Here is a 16,144-nt window from a genome sequence, read left to right as displayed (position 1 = left end):
TGTTTAAATGGTTTTGTAGTGAAACCAAACATAAAGAGGTTCAATTTATTTACCCATCATATTCAACTAAGGCTTGTTTTAAATTTCTAACTCCACCTCTAGGATTTTCTACATCACCCTTATATCTTGGAATTAAATGAACATGCAAATGCTTTATTGTCTGTCCAGCATAGTAGCCTATATTAACTCCTACGTTGTATCCTGCTGGTTCATACTGAATATCTAACATCTCCTTAACTTCATACATAAGGCTGTATATAGCTTTTATTTCTTCCTCTGAAGCCTCAAATAAAAATGGGAAATGCCTTTTTGGTATTATCAATGCATGGCCTTCATTTACAGGAAATTTATCCATTATGGCAAAGGCAAGTTTATTTTCTGTTATTATTTCTGATTTGTTGTAATTGCAAAATATACATTCTGACATTTTATTCCTCTCCTTCTAATATAAAAAACAACATAGCTTTCTTTTTATCTCATATCCGTTAGCTTAAACCATTACTTCAAATATTCTTTTTCCATCTTCTTTAATCCACTCTGCAGTATATTTTTTATTCTTATTAAAATTGAAGGTTAGCAGATATCCTTCTTTTACCCCTTGCTCCTTCATATATTCTGCAAGCTGATGTACCCCTTTTTCTCTATACACTTCACCGTTCCATATCTTAAGTTCTACTATGTACTTTTTATTTCCATAAGTAATTACTACATCCATCCTTTTGTTTTTTCTTGTTTGAGGTTCTACAAAACTGAAGCCTTTTCCATTTAAAATAGGCTTTAAGTATGCTAAAAATATAAGTCTACCGTTAGTTTCATAAAAGTGTTCATCTTCTTCTCTATACTGTTCATACATAAATTCCTGAAACTTTAATAAAACTTTTTCCATATTTAATTCCTCAGCATCTAAGACCTCATTCTTATCTACTTGTGTAAGTTTTGATGCAGCTTCTTGGATATCCTTCTGAGCAATAAGGTAATCGTATAATAACATTTCAAAAATCTTATTGTTCATAATAAGCTTACCATTATTTTCTGATAGTATTCCGTACATCAATCCCTTTTCATAAACAAAAGGATTATAAGGAATTTGTTTTCCTTCTACTAATATCTGATAAACTACTGTTTTTATTTCATCATAGTTTTCAATATTTTTAATAACATCATCAAAAAGAGTATTATGTTCATTTAATGTCATTTTTATAGATTTTTGAAGTCCTTTTACCGTCCATTCCCTTCCAAGGTATTCATCAATATTTTTACAAAGTCTACTTACAAGATAAGGATATCCACTAGTAAAATTTCTTATCTCTTTAGATAAAAACTTTACATCCATGTCTATTTCAGTTTCATTTACGTACTCATTAAGCATTGTTTCAATTTCTTCAGAAGAAAAGGACATATCAATTTTAAAATCTGCAGCTATGTTCCAAGGAGAATTGAAAACCCTATTCTTTTCATCTCTAATTTGAAGCTTAATATTCTTAATGTCATTTACTCCACCTAATATAACACTTTTAAAGGTTAAATCTTTCTTAGCACTCATTGATAAATATTTATTTCTAAGTACTCCTAAAAACTGCATAAATACTCTATTACCACTACTTTTGTCCACCTCATCTATAATTAAAACCACATCATTATCATACTTATCAACCATATCAGTGATATTTTCGGATAAATCATTAAAGTTTTTTGTTGCATCTACATAACTTTTCAGTATTTTATACAATTCCTTGTTTGTAAATTTTACATTTCTAGCCAATATTTCAAATATAGTTTCACAAAACTTCTCTTCAGTTTCAAAAACATCATCACCAATTCCTTCAAAACTAACATCAATTACAACATATTTTTTGCTTAATTCTTCTACTAATTGATTAAATGTAGTGGTTTTACCAAACTGCCTTGGTCTGTTGATTGTAAAATAAGCTCCTTTATCTACCATTTGAGCAATCTTCTTTATCTTACCACTTATATCAACCATGAAATGTTTTTCAGGTATGCATAACCCCGTAACATTAAATTCCTTCATTTAAAATGCTCTCCTTTCATAACCGTGAGCTACTCTATTTAAATCTCTTCCGTGCAGCTACCAATATATTTATTATAACAAAACAATCTAAACCCCGGGATATAAGTTTTATCATAATTAATAACTTCTACCTAATACAGGCTTTTATAATATTCCTTGTATATCTTCTCTCCAATAGGAATATCCGCTGGTGCAAGATCATATTCCAAAATATCTTCAGGTTTCACCCAGCTTATTTCACTATGTACACTTAATTTAAAATCTTTATCATTACATTTGCATTTATAAGCCAATAGCCTTATCGCTCCGAATTCATATTCATAAATACTTTCGCAGAAAAAACCTTCTACCTCTATATTTACATTTAATTCTTCTTTAAATTCTCTTATTAATGCTTCCTCTGGTGTTTCACCCTCTTCAATCTTTCCTCCAGGGAACTCCCATTTACCTTCCATCTTTTGTCCTTCAGCTCTTTTGGCAATTAATATTTTACCTTCTTTAACAACAATTCCAGCTACTACGTCTTTCAAAACAATCACTCCATATCAATATTAAACAACACTTCCAAATTAGTATAATATAGATATTATAACACATCTTAAATCTTTTATTGCAAAGCAAAGACCTCTTTTAGTCATAATAACAACCAAAAGAGGTCTTTAATGATTTTCTTTCTCCTAACTCAATTCAAATTTAAATTTTTGCCATCCGTCTATATAGTCAATAAGAAACTCCTCTTCTTTTACAATTCTGCCTACCACATTGGTTTTCCCAGAATTTTTCATATCCTTTAAAGCTATCTGCAATTTCCCTGCATAATGTTCATAATCACCATTAGGAAGGAATCTCTTTATTTCTTGAGCCTCTTCTAAACTAGCTTACTTATTTTTCAGCTAGTCCATTATATCCTTTTCTCACTGCATTATTACAATAATGTAGTGACCTTATTTCCTTTTGGTACGCACAAAACTATTATTACTATCATTTGGATTGACTAATAATTCACTAATCCATTTTTGTAGTCACCTTTAACTCTATTTTGCAGTGAGATTCAACAATTTACTAAGATTATTAGGATACTTTTGTTAAAATAAACTTTTCCTTCAAAAGGAAAGACTTAAAGTTATTCATTAGTCTATTGAAGTTTTGTTCATAGGTATGCTCTATCGGATTATATCCATCCATTGTAGTCATATAGCTTACAAAACTCATCATATCACTAGGATAACCAAAATGTGCAAATACATCATTTATTTTACTTAGGATATCCTTACCGCTATACTTATTACTTATTTGCTTTAGTATACAATATCTCCACTTACGTTCCTCGAGTTCAAATTTCTTTGAGTCTTCTTGTATATCTTTATTCTCTAGTAAACTTCGAATACTTTCTTCTAATCTTTGTTCCTCTATCCCCCAAGCTAATTCCATGATGATTTCATTTGATGTCTCAGTATTTTCTATAATTGAAACTGCATAATTTTGTACTTCCTCTAGCTCTAACAGACTAAGTTTTAATCCAACATACACAGTATTCCAATCATACTTGATATTATTTTCTTCAAAAATATCCAACTTATATTTCATTAAATCACCTACTTCTATTTAGTACTATTTTTTAATAACTGTTTAATGTACTGATCATAATTTGGTATACCAGTAACTCCGTAACCTGGAACAAATCTTCTATGGCTGATTTGACCATTTGGCTCAACAATTCATTCAAAGACCCCATTCAACACTCTTCTACCTTGCTCACTCATTTGTTCTTTACCCTTACCAGCGGAACTGAACTTTATATGAGCAATTCCAACATATTTTGCAAGTTTATTTGGATTTGCAAATCTACGTATATCACCGATATATGCTATAAGATTTGAAGCCGTTACAAGGTCAATACCTGGCATAGATTGCAATTTATAATCTAATAACTTCAAAATCTTACCCATTTCTCTTTCTATTTTCTTTATTTCTTCTTTGAAAAACTTAATTTCTTCTACCATGCTTTGAATAAGAACGTCTCTAAATCTCTGATAGTCTCTTGTAGTGATACCATCTAATTTAACAAGTTCTAATATTTGCTCTGCTTTTCGTGTTGAGCAGGAGTTATTACTATTATCCAGTAAAAATTCCTTTAATTCTTGTAATGATACATTATCCAAATGTTTCTGTGATGGGTACTTGTTCCAAAATGCCAATGCAGTTTTGTCATCAACCTCACTAAAAAACTTCTTATAACTTGGATAATGTAATGCAAGTTGATTGTGCAACTGAATTTTAGTAGTTGCAAGTTCCTTAACCATTGTGTTTCTCCTGCCAACTAACTGTTTTAAAGTTCAGTATAAATCATCTGGTTTAGCCTCTGGTAAAGTATCCAGTTTATCTAATAAAACCTTCGCTATACATTGAGCATCTCAACTATCATTTTTCTGTGTCATAGGATTATTTTTTCGTTCTGATGATGAATAGGCTGGGTTTACTTCTTTTGTTATTTCCTTTGTTTCTGTTAAGAATACTGACAAGACTCTCCCATTCCCTCCCACATCCTCTAGTCCATAAACTGGTATTATACCATCTTGACAATACTCTCTAATTCTTTAATGCCAATCCACTTTTAATACCACAAAAAATAATTAAATACCCATTACGTAAATAAGTTATAATAAAACTTTTACTGATTTCAAGTAAAAATAAAGGATAGTTTTCTAAATTTATTTTAGAAAGCCATCCTATATTATTTTTTAGTTATACATCAAACTCAATATTAAATCTATCTACCTTTAATTCAACATATTTACTGTCATAACAACCATAATCATATAAATCTTCTCCATCTAAGTAAACATCTATTGTCGACTCAATTTTACTATTATCTATATTTAATTTTCCTGTTATATAATATGCAAAAGTTTGATTTATACATTGCATTTCTTTTGCACTTTTTTCAACTTCCTTAACATCTAAATCATCAAATATTTCTACTTCAATGTCTGCATAATATTGATTGCCTATTTCTATCTCACTTCCACTTCCATACGACATAAAACATCTAATCTGTTGTCCATCAATATTCACTATAACTTCTTCCTCGATTAGACTATTAAAACTTTCAACAGTAACTAAATATTTCAAATAATCTCCTCCTTACTTTACTGGATTAATTGTCTTATCAGTGTTTGAACCATTTAATAATTTCCATAAGGTTTTTCCACTCTCAGTATGATACGTTGTTATATCTCCTCTATTATTGGTTCCAACGAATTCAAATTTTGCTTCCCCTTTTCTATTATTACCCATGAACTTCATATAACCAGTTCTTTGCTCTGGAACCTTCATACCCCACTTATCTGTAACATTGTAATCATACTGTACCTTATATCCATTATTCATTACATCCTTTGCACCTTGTAAATATTCATCTGCGTTACTATATATTCCTCCAAACTCACTACCATGTTTATCAAAATGTCCTTCTAATAGATTTCTTGACCCAAAGCTGGCCTTATTTTTAGTCATCCACTCAACATTTTCAGAACCGTAGGTTTGCTTAAAATATTCATTCCATTCTGAACCACTTAGTAATTGTCTTTCAGGATTACCCGCCCCCTTAGCAATCTTACTACTAGGAATATCATCTATCATACTAGCTTTCCCTATACTAGACTTAGCTCCTCGTACTCCAAAAATAGTTGATGCTAATCCAAAACTATTTAGCCAATGTTCTTTTGATAGAGGATCTTCTGGATTAAATGTTTCCTTTACCATGTCTGCACCACCAAGGCTAAGCCAATTAACGCAATCATATACTGAATTAAATGCTTTCTCTGATCTTTCTGCATTTGATTGTAATGTTGTTTTTATAACGTCCGGAATTCCAAGCGTTGCCCAATTTACAAAATCATATGGTGAATTCAAGAATTTTTCCCCTCTATTTTCAAATCCGCTCCAAATATCACAACCTATTTCTTTTAGTGAATTCCATGATTTAATAAATGGTGAGAGATTAGCCCCACTTAATGCACCTTTAAATGCATTCATTATACAAGCACCGATATCATTTTCTCCTCCACCTGATGTACTTGAACTTATAGTCGATGCACTAGCAGCTGCACATAGTGCACCTATGCATGCTACAGCAACTGCACATGCAATTCCTGCCCCTACTCCAAAAGTCGCCACTGATGCTACCACTGCTACTGCGGCTATTGCGGCAATTGCTAATTTTCCCCAATTAAATCCTTTCTTCTTTTCCTGTTTCTTTTCTTGTTTCTTCTCTATCTTTTGGCCTGCCTTTGGTTCATCATCAAATGGAGGATATGTTTCTCTATCGCTTCCATTTTTTATTACGTTATCGCCTAAAAAATGAAACTCATTTTCTATTGAAAAACCACTTTGTGTACCTGTTTTGGCTGCAAGTATCTGACTTTGTGCTTTTATATTTACACTTTGTGGTGTTTTTATTACTATTTCACCATCTGCATTTAAACTTAGTTTTTTAGGACTTTTAAGGGTTACTCCAACATTATCATCAAAACTTATACTAAGTGGCTCTTTTGATCCTCCTTTTATATTTACTGCACCTGGAGTCATTTCTATTTCGCTGCCATGTTCTGTTCCAAAATATCTTTTAGTTGTATCTGATGTTTTAGCACAGCTGCTTCCGTTTTTTCTTATACAGCCTGTTACAATTGGTGATTCGCTGCTTTCATTGGGAAAATAAAGTCTTGCACTTGTTCCAACTATAGGCATTGAGTACATTGCATTTCCTGTTGGCGGTGCATATGGAAACCATGCGGCGGCTTCTTTATTTTGTTCTTTGTCTATATCAAGATGAAGCTTTACTTTTTCACCTTCTACAGCAAGAACTTTTCCTTCAAGAGACCCTCCGCTTAAAAGTGAATTATAGAGTTTTGTTTGCCATATACCGTTTTTCCTGCATAAACGATATTTATAAATTACTTCATCCTTTAAAGCATAGGCTGAACATTGATTTACATAAAGCTTTTTATTTTTAAACCAGATGTTATCTCCAACTTCATACTTTTCTCTTCTTTCTATTTCATAATAAAAGTAATCTGTATCGTGTCCTGCTTCAATTCCACCTGCTTCATGAAATCTTTTTAGATTCTTATGAGCTTTATAAAAACCCATATCTTCTATTTCATAACTTGCTTTAATTGGTCTCCCAAAATAAAACATATTACGTGTTTCCATTATATCACAAAATAATTCTGAATTTAACTCACTAGCTATTCTCTTTAAAAAGTTCCAATCAGTTTCTTTGTATTGGAATAATGGCTTTCCTATTGTTTGTCCTTCTGCTATGCATTGAGTAAAACTATAACCTGAATAATCCTTTAAAAGTATTCCTATAAGCTCATTATATGTCATGTTAGCATTTTGAAAGGATCTGCTTTTTTCTTTTACATCTAATTCAAAACTTGATGTTATTCCTTCTATTTCTAAACAATATATTCCATTATTATTTGTTGTCTTTATACTGCTTATCATTCCATTAAATAATATCTTACTTTTGCTTTCCTTTACTACATTAATATTTACAGGACTTTCATTACTTGCATTTTCATCTTCTGTTTCTTCATAAATACATATTTTATCACTAGTAGACGCATTTATAGCAGACTGAAAATTAATTGAATCATCTATTAAACATTTTAAATATAAATATCCATGTTCATTAGGTTTATTATCAATTCTTATGTCTTCTATACGTAGTAATTGATAAGGAGATTTAACTCTTAGTGCATGAAGTACCCCCATTTACTTTCTCCTTTCTTTATAAACTTTTATAAAATATGATTCTTTCATTGCTAACTCTCCTAACAAATTTTTCACCTCTTCGAGGCAAAATTTTATCATATTTTTCCCAATTTTATCTCCTTCATTGCTGAATAGCATAATTTTGCTACCGAATAGTAACTTTTGATATACATTCACAAAAAATATAAAAGAAAGAGAATAACATATTCATCATTTCTTTATCCTTCCTTTACAACAATCCCAGCTACTACGTCTTTCAAAACAATCACTCCATTTTCTTACACTAATCAATACTTAATATATCACCCCATATTGTTAGTTTACTCATTCTTAATATGTATATATTAAATAAAAAACTAATTTAAAATTCAATTATTCCGTAATACAAATGCACATTTCCTGCGAGCCTATTTTCATAAGATCATCTTCTGTGAGCTCTGATAATTTAATCTGCTTTATGTTTTGGCTATGTTAAAAAATAGTGTTGATAATATAGTATATTAAAATAGAACTCCTAAAAGAGTTCCATTAATTCGTATTTTCTGAATATTGTTTTTTATCATCATTAATTTTATTACGTAAAAATAAGATAACAGCAATTATAAAAACTGCTCCTTGTATAAACATAATAACTGTACGTATATTAGAAGTTAAATATTTCTCCAAGAAAAGTTCTCTTAATAATTCAAATGCAAAAAAAATGCAAAATAGTAAATTATAAATCTTTCTTTTCTTATAAAATGAGTGAAGATTCCACCCTGACAGTACGCAATGGAAAACCATACGAAGAATAATATCGATCATAAAATTACCCCCTTATTCCAAAAATTAATTTAAATTATGATAACTTATAATTGTTTATTTATATAAATAAATAACAATTTTCATTTTAAATTTGTCTTTTTTGTATAGAAAAAAAATCTGTTCATAGCGATTTCAAAAATCGCTAATGCAACAGACCATTTAATTTTATATTAAATATGCCATGGTCGTTTCAATTATTTTTTATAAGGAAGTTTTTTATTTTTTCTTTTGTTGAAACTTAGCTTTTCCTGTTGCAACTTGATATATAGAAAATGCTATTACTATCACACATAATATAACAGAACCGTATTTTATCAATTCGTACATTGTTGTCACCCCCCTTTGAAAGGTTAACATATTGCATAATATAAATCAAGAAAATTATGTATGTTTTGAATAAAATTATCAAAATAAGTAATAAATTCATGTAAGAACACCAAATCTAAGTTAAAGTTCTAAGATGTTTCTCTATATCTATAATCAAAACAGTAGCTTTTATTTAACTCAAAAGATATAAGCAGCTTTCCTTCTGACGTATATAATTCCATGCTAGAATAAAGAATTAAACTTGCAGTTTTATCTGCAAGTTCATATATTAGGATATCCAAAGCGTAATTTCTAAATTAATATAATTTGAAGAAATTGTATGATTAATCAAGCTAACTTTTCATAACTACTTAACACAATCCAATTCAAATTTAAATTTTTGCCATCCTTCTATATAATCAATAAGAAACTCCTCTTCTTTTACAATTCTGCCTACCACATTGGTTTTCCCGGAATTTTTCATATCCTTTAAAGCTATCTGCAATTCCCCTGCATAATGTCCATATAAGGATGTGTCTATCAAAATGTCTCCTCTTTTTATATCTGGCGTATTAAAAGGTATAAATTTATGACCTTTATACTTAACTCTGCTTTGAGTTGACCTTATAAGATATTCTGAAAGGTCTCCTCTATTGAAATGACGCTCCTCTAATACAATTTTTCTTTCCACTTCTGGGATTCCTTCTGAAAGCTCTATCTTCATTACCAGCATATCTTTATTTATTTCACTTAAAGCTTTAAGCTCTTCTTCTGAGGCAAAAGCATTAGCTATGATAACATCATCAATAAGATCTATAGCAAATAAATGCTTTGCCTGTGTTACTATATTCATTTCCCTATGTTTTTCTAAGGTACATAGGCCTTCATTTACAGGCCATGGACCAAAATTTGCTGCTTGAGATGATATAAAGGCAGCAGTTCTTATACCTAAATCTTTAAACTGCTTGCTGCATTTTATGAAATGTTCATAGCTTAAACCGCTATATCTATGTGGGTAAAAATTATGACATCCTAGAATTTTTTCTATATTAGGCTTGTAGCTCATTATGTTTTCTATATATCTTGTACCATTACTCATATTCAATTCTATAAATAATCCCTCAGGGTTATAAGTCATCATAGATTCTTCCAAGCCTGAAAATCCCATATCTAATCTTATACCATAAGCACCTATTTCTTTAAAAAAACTTAAATCATTATAACTTATATTAAGCTCTTCGAAAATTCTAGGACTTACATCTGCAATAACTTCCATACCCTTTGTATTTGCAAAGGCTGTAGTTTCTTTAAACTCCTTAAGTATATTTTCCTTGTCTCCCTCTACAGACAAAAGGCAGGTAAATATCCTTTTGAATCCATACTTACTCGCCAATTCTATATATTTAAGGTTGTCTTCCAAGCTTGCATGCATTGGATAAACTGAAATACCTAATCTTTTCATATTCATCACCTCATTTTTGTTTTGCTAAATAATAGGCACCCTTGCAGGAAGACACATCCTCATCTATAATTTCTACATCTTCAACAAGGGTTAATAAATGAGCATTAAAAGCTTCTCTTACAAACTTAATTTTTGTTATAATGCTGCCCTTTAAGGCAACTTTAATGGTTCCCTGAAGTTTAAGCTTTTTCCATAGCCTGTGTACCATTAAAGCTATTTCCATTCCTGCTTCTTTAAGAATTCTCAATGCATTTTCTTCTTGTTCTTCTGCTAATTTTGCTATGGTTGGAACAATAGAAGCAATTTCATCTTTAGTAGAATAATAAACTATCCCTTTTATATCTTGTACATTTTGTATGGATAACTCTTTTAATATTGTCTTTGTCAGCTTGCTTTTTTCAATGCCTAATTCTTCTTCGTATATCATCCTTTTATAGGCATTTATAGCTATATTATATCCGCTTCCCTCATCGCCTAAAAGATGCCCCCAGCCTCCAGAGGTTATCTTTTTATCTTTTGAAATTCCTAAAGCTATAGAACCAGTACCTGAAATAGCTAAAACTCCTTCTTCTCCTTTTAGTAATGCATAAAAAGCTAGTTCTGCGTCATTGTAAATCTCTACATCTGTATTAAATTTACTTTTTACTGCCTTCTCCACTATTTTTTTATTTTCTCCAGCCTCTATACCAGCAAGTCCTAAATAAATTCCTATAAGTTCATCTTCTTTTAACATGTTCACACAGATTTCTATAGCTTGGATAATATTATTTAAAGCTGTCTTTTCATCTATTATTAAGCTTCCATATCCTGTGGCTGCCTTACATATTTCTTTGCCCTCCATATTATAGGCTATAGCTTCTGTTTTAGTTCCTCCCCCATCTACACCTATTATATATCTCATCTAATTCCTCCAATCAAATACCTGGATTATATGTTAACTAATATCTCTATGATATTAGCTAGTTCATCTTCTGGTATTTCAATATTAAGATTTTCTTCTATATCTTTTATACTTGTTTTTAAGTCTTTGAATAAGTCACCATATCTAGCTTTAATTAAAGATAAATTTTTACAACTTCTCGTTTCTTCTTTATTTATCAATTTTTCTAAAACACATCCAAAATGCATTAGTAAACCCATCAATTTATCTTCATCTACGTAAATTCCATGGGAGTATTTCATATTTGAAACAGTTTTTATAAATTTTCTTATTATAAAATCACAATTATTTATGTTAAGATGATCTTTATAAACCTTATTTATTATGCTTATCATATCTTCATCATTGACCTTTTCTTCAAAATCCTCTCCAACAAATTCTTTAAAAAATCTATCTATTGGAATATATTCCACACCCTCAAGCTGAGGGTCAAAAGCACTTATAACATATGCAATTGTGTACTTTTTTCTTATGTTATCAATGGCGTTATAAAATTCTTTTCTGTCCTTAATGCTGAGATTTATTATTTCATATTTATCACTTTCAAAATTAATTGAAACAAGTTCTTTTAATTTTATAGCAGTACCTTCACCCGTTGAGCAAGCTGTAACTATTGCTTTTTTATCTGCCTTAAGGTTTTTCTCTATAAAATCTCCTATATATCTGCTTTCTCTCTTTACACACTTAACTATTTCATCTATATTTTCATACAGTATTGCTTTTCTTGCAGCTTCTATTACAGTAGCAGTAGTTATCATATCTATAGTTTCAACATATATACCTGTATTTTCTTCTATAATTTTTCCAAAGAATTTTAAGGATCCCATATCAACTAAAAGTACCGCTCCTCTACCTTGATCCTTTTCTTTTATCAATTCTTGAATTTTTATTAAAGCTTCTTCTGGCTTCATGGATAATGGCATATCGAAGCCTGCTACATGATTGGTGTTAAGCAGCTGATTTGCAACTTCAGCTATTGAAGTCGCAGTTGTGTTACCATGCATAGCCACTATTACAGCTACCTTACTTCTTACTTTTTTATTTTCCGCAGCAAAAAACATAGTTATAAAACCAATCTCTCCTATTGGTATTGTAATTTCATACTTTTCTTCTAGTTTATAAGCTAAATTTAATGCTAATTTAAATTCTTCAGGATATTTTTTTCTTATCTCATCTATTTTGGTATTTTCAATTCCTCTATTTTCTTTTATTCTAGCTAGAAAAGTATCTATGTGTAGCAATAGACCTAAGAATATATTCTGTGGGATTTTCCTTTTAAGTTTATATTCAGCTAAATGCATAAAGCTTTTTAAAAACTCATATAACTCATTATTTACTATTCTTTTTATATCATCTTTATCATTTTCTTCTCTAATACTTAGAATATATGTATTTATAAAGTCTTCAACATCACTAGTAAGTTTACTTTTTATTTCCTCCTGATCTAAGCCCTTAGCAGTTAATATTTTTGTCCTTTCCTCTATAAATTCATATATATCTCTAGAAACACTGTATTCATCCTCTATATCATAATTGATGTCCTTTTTTATTTCATCACTAAAACTCACCTTTAACCCTCTTGGGTTTATTTTCTTCGAAGCTAAAAGTCCACCTTTAACCTCATAGGAAAAATCCTCTACTTTAATATGGATATCCTCTTCATTAAAAATGTTTCTTAAAAAGGCTTTAGCTGATGCTATCTGAATATCACTTTTTAGTTGTCCTATATTATTTAAACAATCGTAATTTAATAATGCAGTAATTACTTCTTCATCTACGTTTATTTTCTTAGATATTCTTTTAGATTCATCTGCAAAAAATCTTTGTATTAATTCTAACCGTTCTGCTGCCCTTCTATCTCTTAAGGCAGGAAGTGCTATAGTTACCGGAATTCTTCTTGTAAAAGTCTTTAAAAGAGCGGAACCTATATTTTCTGTAGTTGCACTTATAATCATTACATTTATAGGTATTCCCTCTGTTCCTCCCAGTGGTATATATTTTCCTTCATCTATCAAGGTAAAAAGTATTTCCTGTCCTTCTGGCGGAAGTCTGTGAACCTCATCTAAAAATAATATACCATCTCTTCCCTTTTCTATAATGCCTTCTCTATCCTCGCTTGCACCAGTGTATGTTCCTTTCTTTACTCCAAATAAATGTCCTATTAGAAGTTGAGGATTATTAGCATAATCAGCACAATTAAAAACTGCAAATCTATCCTTTTCTTTTATCCTTCCAATTTCCAAAGCATATTTAAACATGCATTTTGCAAAATATGATTTTCCAACTCCAGTTTCTCCAATTATAAGACTATGAAGACCATTAGGAGGATATACTATAGCTGCCTTTGCTAAGGATATTTGATTTTTTAAACTTGCATCTCTTCCTATTATAGTGTCAAAAATAGATGGCGCCTCAGCTTTATCTTCACATATATAATCCTTTTCATTAAGCTCAACATAATAAAGTACAGGCTTTCCCTTTTCTTTTTTAACTTTACCTTCAGCAACTAATTTATTTAGTTCTCTAGACACATTTGCCCTTCGCATATTTAAATATAAGGACAATTTTTCTGTACTTACTCCAATATTTATAGCTTCTTTTTTAATTTGTTCTACGCAAATTTTCCTCAATGATTCGTATACTATCTCCTGATTTTTCATTTCTATAACCGCCTTATTTATATCACTCTATATAAATAATATAATGGATAATTAAACTACTAATCACTATTTTCTGTATTTTTTAAAATTTTTTTCTCTTTGTTCCATAATCCCCTTGGATATTTCAAAGAACATTATACACATAATGGAGAATATAACTATTAATAAATTCAATATCCAAGGATTTTCTATATTAAAAACTATCATAGGTACCATTATAACCAAAGGGGCACTAAAGGCTAGAAGCCATCTATTAATCTTAAATCTTTTGGTTATAATATTAGATAACTTAACACCAACTAGCATTAAAGCTATAAATGCTATGCCGTAAAATAACTTCATAATTATTTCCCCCTAAAATTATTTTCTTAGTTCTCTATACATATCAACCATCTCTTCAATTAGATTTTTTTCTGATATAGCAGTCATAAGCTGATCTTGTGCATGTATCATTAAAAGAGAAGCCTTAAAGGAATCTCCGTTTAATTCTGCTTGAATTAACTTTGTTTGGGTGTTGTGAGCTAAATCTAACTCTTCCTGTGCTTTTTTTAATCTTTCCTCTGCTTTTTCCATATCTCCTGCTTTTGCTGCTTTTAATGCTTCATAAGCATAGCCTCTTGCATCTCCAGCGTGAGAAATTATATTGAAAATATGTTCTTCCATAGATAAAACCTCCAAAGTCAAATTATTTTCTTATTGTTAACTAATCTAATTTAAATTGTGGTAAATATTCTTTATTTATCATAAGTAAATCATCGAGCAAATCTTTTGCTACAGTTACGGATGGAACTAACGGATGACTTGCTAAAGCTAATAGTGCCTTTTCCTTATCTCCCTTAACTGCCGCCTCTACAGCAAGTACTTCATAGCTTTTTACAGCTTGAATTAATCCCTTTACTTCTATTGGTAAATCTCCTCTTAAGCTAAGTGGAGTTGCTCCTCTGCTGTCTATTATGCAGTTTGTTTCTATAACAGAATTATCAGGTATTCCTTTAATTATTCCATTGTTTAAGGTGTTAACTGTATGAATTTCTCTTTTATCATTGTAAATTGCACTTATAAGTGACACCGCTGCATCTGAGTAATAAGCTCCTCCTCTTTTTTCTAATTCTTTAGGCTTAACATTAAGTTCAGGTGATTTGTAAAGCTCAAATAGTGTTTTTTCTACTGCCTTTACCTGTTCTGACCTTGTACCCTTGTTACAATCCTCCGCCGTTTCTATTTCTTCCTCAACCATTTTATCTGTCATATAAAAATATCTGTGGTATGGACAAGGAATCATTCCTAAGGCTCTTAAAAAATCCCCGTCCCATTTTAAGTTAGATATATTTTTCATATTAAGCACTGCACCATCAAGAAGTTTTTCAATAACTTCCTTAGTTACGTCCTTATCCTTATACCAGACTTTTTTGCCCCATACCAAATGGTTTAAGCCAGCAAACTCTATAAAAATATCTCTATAAGGTACTTCTAGCATATTTGCTACATCCATTGCCATGTGTATAGGTACATTACATAAACCTATGCACTTTACATCAGTATATTTTAATACAGCCTCTGTAACTAATCCTGATGGATTCGTAAAATTTATAAGCCAAGCATCTGGACATACTTCTTTTATATCCCTGCATATATCAAGCATTACAGGTATAGTTCTAAGGGCTTTAGCAAAACCACCTGGTCCTGTTGTTTCTTGACCTAATACTTTATATTGTAAAGGAAATCTTTCATCCCTTGCTCTCGCCTCTAATCCGCCTACTCTAAATTGTGTAACTACAAAATCCGCATCCTTAAGGGCTTCTCTTCTATCTAAGGTTTGAACTAATTTTATATTTAGCCCTGCTTTTTTTATCATTCTTCTTGCTAGGCTGCCTACTATACTTAATTTTTCTTCTCCCTCTTTTATGTCTACTAAATGTATCTCTTTAACAGGTAATTCTGATATTCTCTTTAAAAATCCTTCTATTATTTCTGGGGTATAACTACTTCCCCCTCCTATTACAACTACTTTAAGTTCCTTCATAAATCTGACACCTCCAAATTTATATGCTAGAACTCTTAGAGCTTTAGCTCTCTAGAGTTCTGCACTCCTTCGAAAGAAGGAGTTTCCTATAAAAAATGGTAAGAATACTGGTCTATTATTTATTTGATTATGCCTT

Annotated in this window: 15 protein-coding genes; all 15 read right to left on the bottom strand. The window is 30.5% G+C overall.

From position 1 onward, the window contains the following. Positions 1 to 49: 49 nt before the first annotated feature. Positions 50 to 427 carry an HIT family protein gene (locus ACZ5N4_RS09975; protein ID WP_464209511.1) on the bottom strand — a complete coding sequence of 126 codons (378 nt, stop codon included), beginning with the start codon at positions 425 to 427 and terminating at the stop codon, positions 50 to 52. Positions 428 to 490: 63 nt separating this feature from the next. After that, a complete protein-coding gene (locus tag ACZ5N4_RS09970) occupies positions 491 to 2,032 on the bottom strand; it encodes an AAA-like domain-containing protein (RefSeq protein ID WP_464209510.1) in 1,542 nt (513 codons plus the stop codon). Between the two features lie 131 nt (positions 2,033 to 2,163). Further along, positions 2,164 to 2,571, bottom strand: a complete 408-nt coding sequence (locus tag ACZ5N4_RS09965; RefSeq protein WP_464209508.1) for a (deoxy)nucleoside triphosphate pyrophosphohydrolase — start codon at positions 2,569 to 2,571, stop codon at positions 2,164 to 2,166. A 138-nt stretch (positions 2,572 to 2,709) separates the two neighbouring features. Beyond that, a complete protein-coding gene (locus tag ACZ5N4_RS09960; RefSeq protein WP_464210886.1) occupies positions 2,710 to 2,886 on the bottom strand; it encodes a phospho-sugar glycosidase domain-containing protein in 177 nt (58 codons plus the stop codon). Between the two features lie 217 nt (positions 2,887 to 3,103). Further along, positions 3,104 to 3,619, bottom strand: coding sequence for a DUF2247 family protein (locus ACZ5N4_RS09955; protein ID WP_464209506.1), 516 nt, complete (start codon positions 3,617 to 3,619; stop codon positions 3,104 to 3,106). A 131-nt stretch (positions 3,620 to 3,750) separates the two neighbouring features. Then, positions 3,751 to 4,335 carry a transposase gene (locus tag ACZ5N4_RS09950; RefSeq protein WP_464209504.1) on the bottom strand — a complete coding sequence of 195 codons (585 nt, stop codon included), beginning with the start codon at positions 4,333 to 4,335 and terminating at the stop codon, positions 3,751 to 3,753. Between the two features lie 442 nt (positions 4,336 to 4,777). Further along, positions 4,778 to 5,164 (bottom strand): hypothetical protein, encoded by a 387-nt coding sequence (locus tag ACZ5N4_RS09945; RefSeq protein ID WP_464209502.1) that lies wholly within the window; start codon positions 5,162 to 5,164, stop codon positions 4,778 to 4,780. 12 nt (positions 5,165 to 5,176) lie between these two features. Then, positions 5,177 to 7,813 carry a hypothetical protein gene (locus tag ACZ5N4_RS09940; protein WP_464209500.1) on the bottom strand — a complete coding sequence of 879 codons (2,637 nt, stop codon included), beginning with the start codon at positions 7,811 to 7,813 and terminating at the stop codon, positions 5,177 to 5,179. A gap of 528 nt (positions 7,814 to 8,341) precedes the next feature. After that, positions 8,342 to 8,617 (bottom strand): hypothetical protein, encoded by a 276-nt coding sequence (locus tag ACZ5N4_RS09935; RefSeq protein ID WP_464209498.1) that lies wholly within the window; start codon positions 8,615 to 8,617, stop codon positions 8,342 to 8,344. A 673-nt stretch (positions 8,618 to 9,290) separates the two neighbouring features. Beyond that, positions 9,291 to 10,385, bottom strand: coding sequence for a DUF871 domain-containing protein (locus ACZ5N4_RS09930; RefSeq protein WP_464209496.1), 1,095 nt, complete (start codon positions 10,383 to 10,385; stop codon positions 9,291 to 9,293). Positions 10,386 to 10,395: 10 nt separating this feature from the next. Further along, positions 10,396 to 11,286 (bottom strand): BadF/BadG/BcrA/BcrD ATPase family protein, encoded by an 891-nt coding sequence (locus ACZ5N4_RS09925; protein WP_464209494.1) that lies wholly within the window; start codon positions 11,284 to 11,286, stop codon positions 10,396 to 10,398. 26 nt (positions 11,287 to 11,312) lie between these two features. After that, entirely contained in the window at positions 11,313 to 13,985 is a 2,673-nt protein-coding gene (locus ACZ5N4_RS09920) for a sigma 54-interacting transcriptional regulator (protein WP_464209492.1), read from the bottom strand. 66 nt (positions 13,986 to 14,051) lie between these two features. Then, positions 14,052 to 14,327 carry a hypothetical protein gene (locus ACZ5N4_RS09915; protein ID WP_464209490.1) on the bottom strand — a complete coding sequence of 92 codons (276 nt, stop codon included), beginning with the start codon at positions 14,325 to 14,327 and terminating at the stop codon, positions 14,052 to 14,054. Positions 14,328 to 14,345: 18 nt separating this feature from the next. Continuing rightward, on the bottom strand, positions 14,346 to 14,648 hold the full coding sequence (locus ACZ5N4_RS09910) for a PTS lactose/cellobiose transporter subunit IIA (protein ID WP_211144238.1): 303 nt from the start codon (positions 14,646 to 14,648) through the stop codon (positions 14,346 to 14,348). A 40-nt stretch (positions 14,649 to 14,688) separates the two neighbouring features. Next, the gene (locus tag ACZ5N4_RS09905; RefSeq protein WP_464209487.1) at positions 14,689 to 16,008 is read right to left on the bottom strand and encodes a 6-phospho-beta-glucosidase; all 1,320 of its coding nucleotides are present in this window, start codon (positions 16,006 to 16,008) and stop codon (positions 14,689 to 14,691) included. Positions 16,009 to 16,144 lie beyond the last annotated feature (136 nt).

The sequence above is a fragment of the Clostridium nitrophenolicum genome, from assembly GCF_055391695.1.
Note: the sequence above shows the minus strand (reverse complement) of the source record. Positions and strands in the feature narration are given on the sequence as shown.

Excerpts from the sequence above, each read along its gene's own strand:
- ACZ5N4_RS09950 (WP_464209504.1), bottom strand. The coding sequence starts at position 4,335 with ATGGTTAAGGAACTTGCAACTACTAAAATTCAGTTGCACAATCAACTT.
- ACZ5N4_RS09905 (WP_464209487.1), bottom strand. The coding sequence starts at position 16,008 with ATGAAGGAACTTAAAGTAGTTGTAATAGGAGGGGGAAGTAGTTATACC.
- ACZ5N4_RS09955 (WP_464209506.1), bottom strand. The coding sequence starts at position 3,619 with ATGAAATATAAGTTGGATATTTTTGAAGAAAATAATATCAAGTATGAT.
- ACZ5N4_RS09910 (WP_211144238.1), bottom strand. The coding sequence starts at position 14,648 with ATGGAAGAACATATTTTCAATATAATTTCTCACGCTGGAGATGCAAGA.
- ACZ5N4_RS09935 (WP_464209498.1), bottom strand. The coding sequence starts at position 8,617 with ATGATCGATATTATTCTTCGTATGGTTTTCCATTGCGTACTGTCAGGG.
- ACZ5N4_RS09975 (WP_464209511.1), bottom strand. The coding sequence starts at position 427 with ATGTCAGAATGTATATTTTGCAATTACAACAAATCAGAAATAATAACA.
- ACZ5N4_RS09930 (WP_464209496.1), bottom strand. The coding sequence starts at position 10,385 with ATGAAAAGATTAGGTATTTCAGTTTATCCAATGCATGCAAGCTTGGAA.
- ACZ5N4_RS09925 (WP_464209494.1), bottom strand. The coding sequence starts at position 11,286 with ATGAGATATATAATAGGTGTAGATGGGGGAGGAACTAAAACAGAAGCT.
- ACZ5N4_RS09940 (WP_464209500.1), bottom strand. The coding sequence starts at position 7,813 with ATGGGGGTACTTCATGCACTAAGAGTTAAATCTCCTTATCAATTACTA.
- ACZ5N4_RS09915 (WP_464209490.1), bottom strand. The coding sequence starts at position 14,327 with ATGAAGTTATTTTACGGCATAGCATTTATAGCTTTAATGCTAGTTGGT.
- ACZ5N4_RS09970 (WP_464209510.1), bottom strand. The coding sequence starts at position 2,032 with ATGAAGGAATTTAATGTTACGGGGTTATGCATACCTGAAAAACATTTC.
- ACZ5N4_RS09920 (WP_464209492.1), bottom strand. The coding sequence starts at position 13,985 with ATGAAAAATCAGGAGATAGTATACGAATCATTGAGGAAAATTTGCGTA.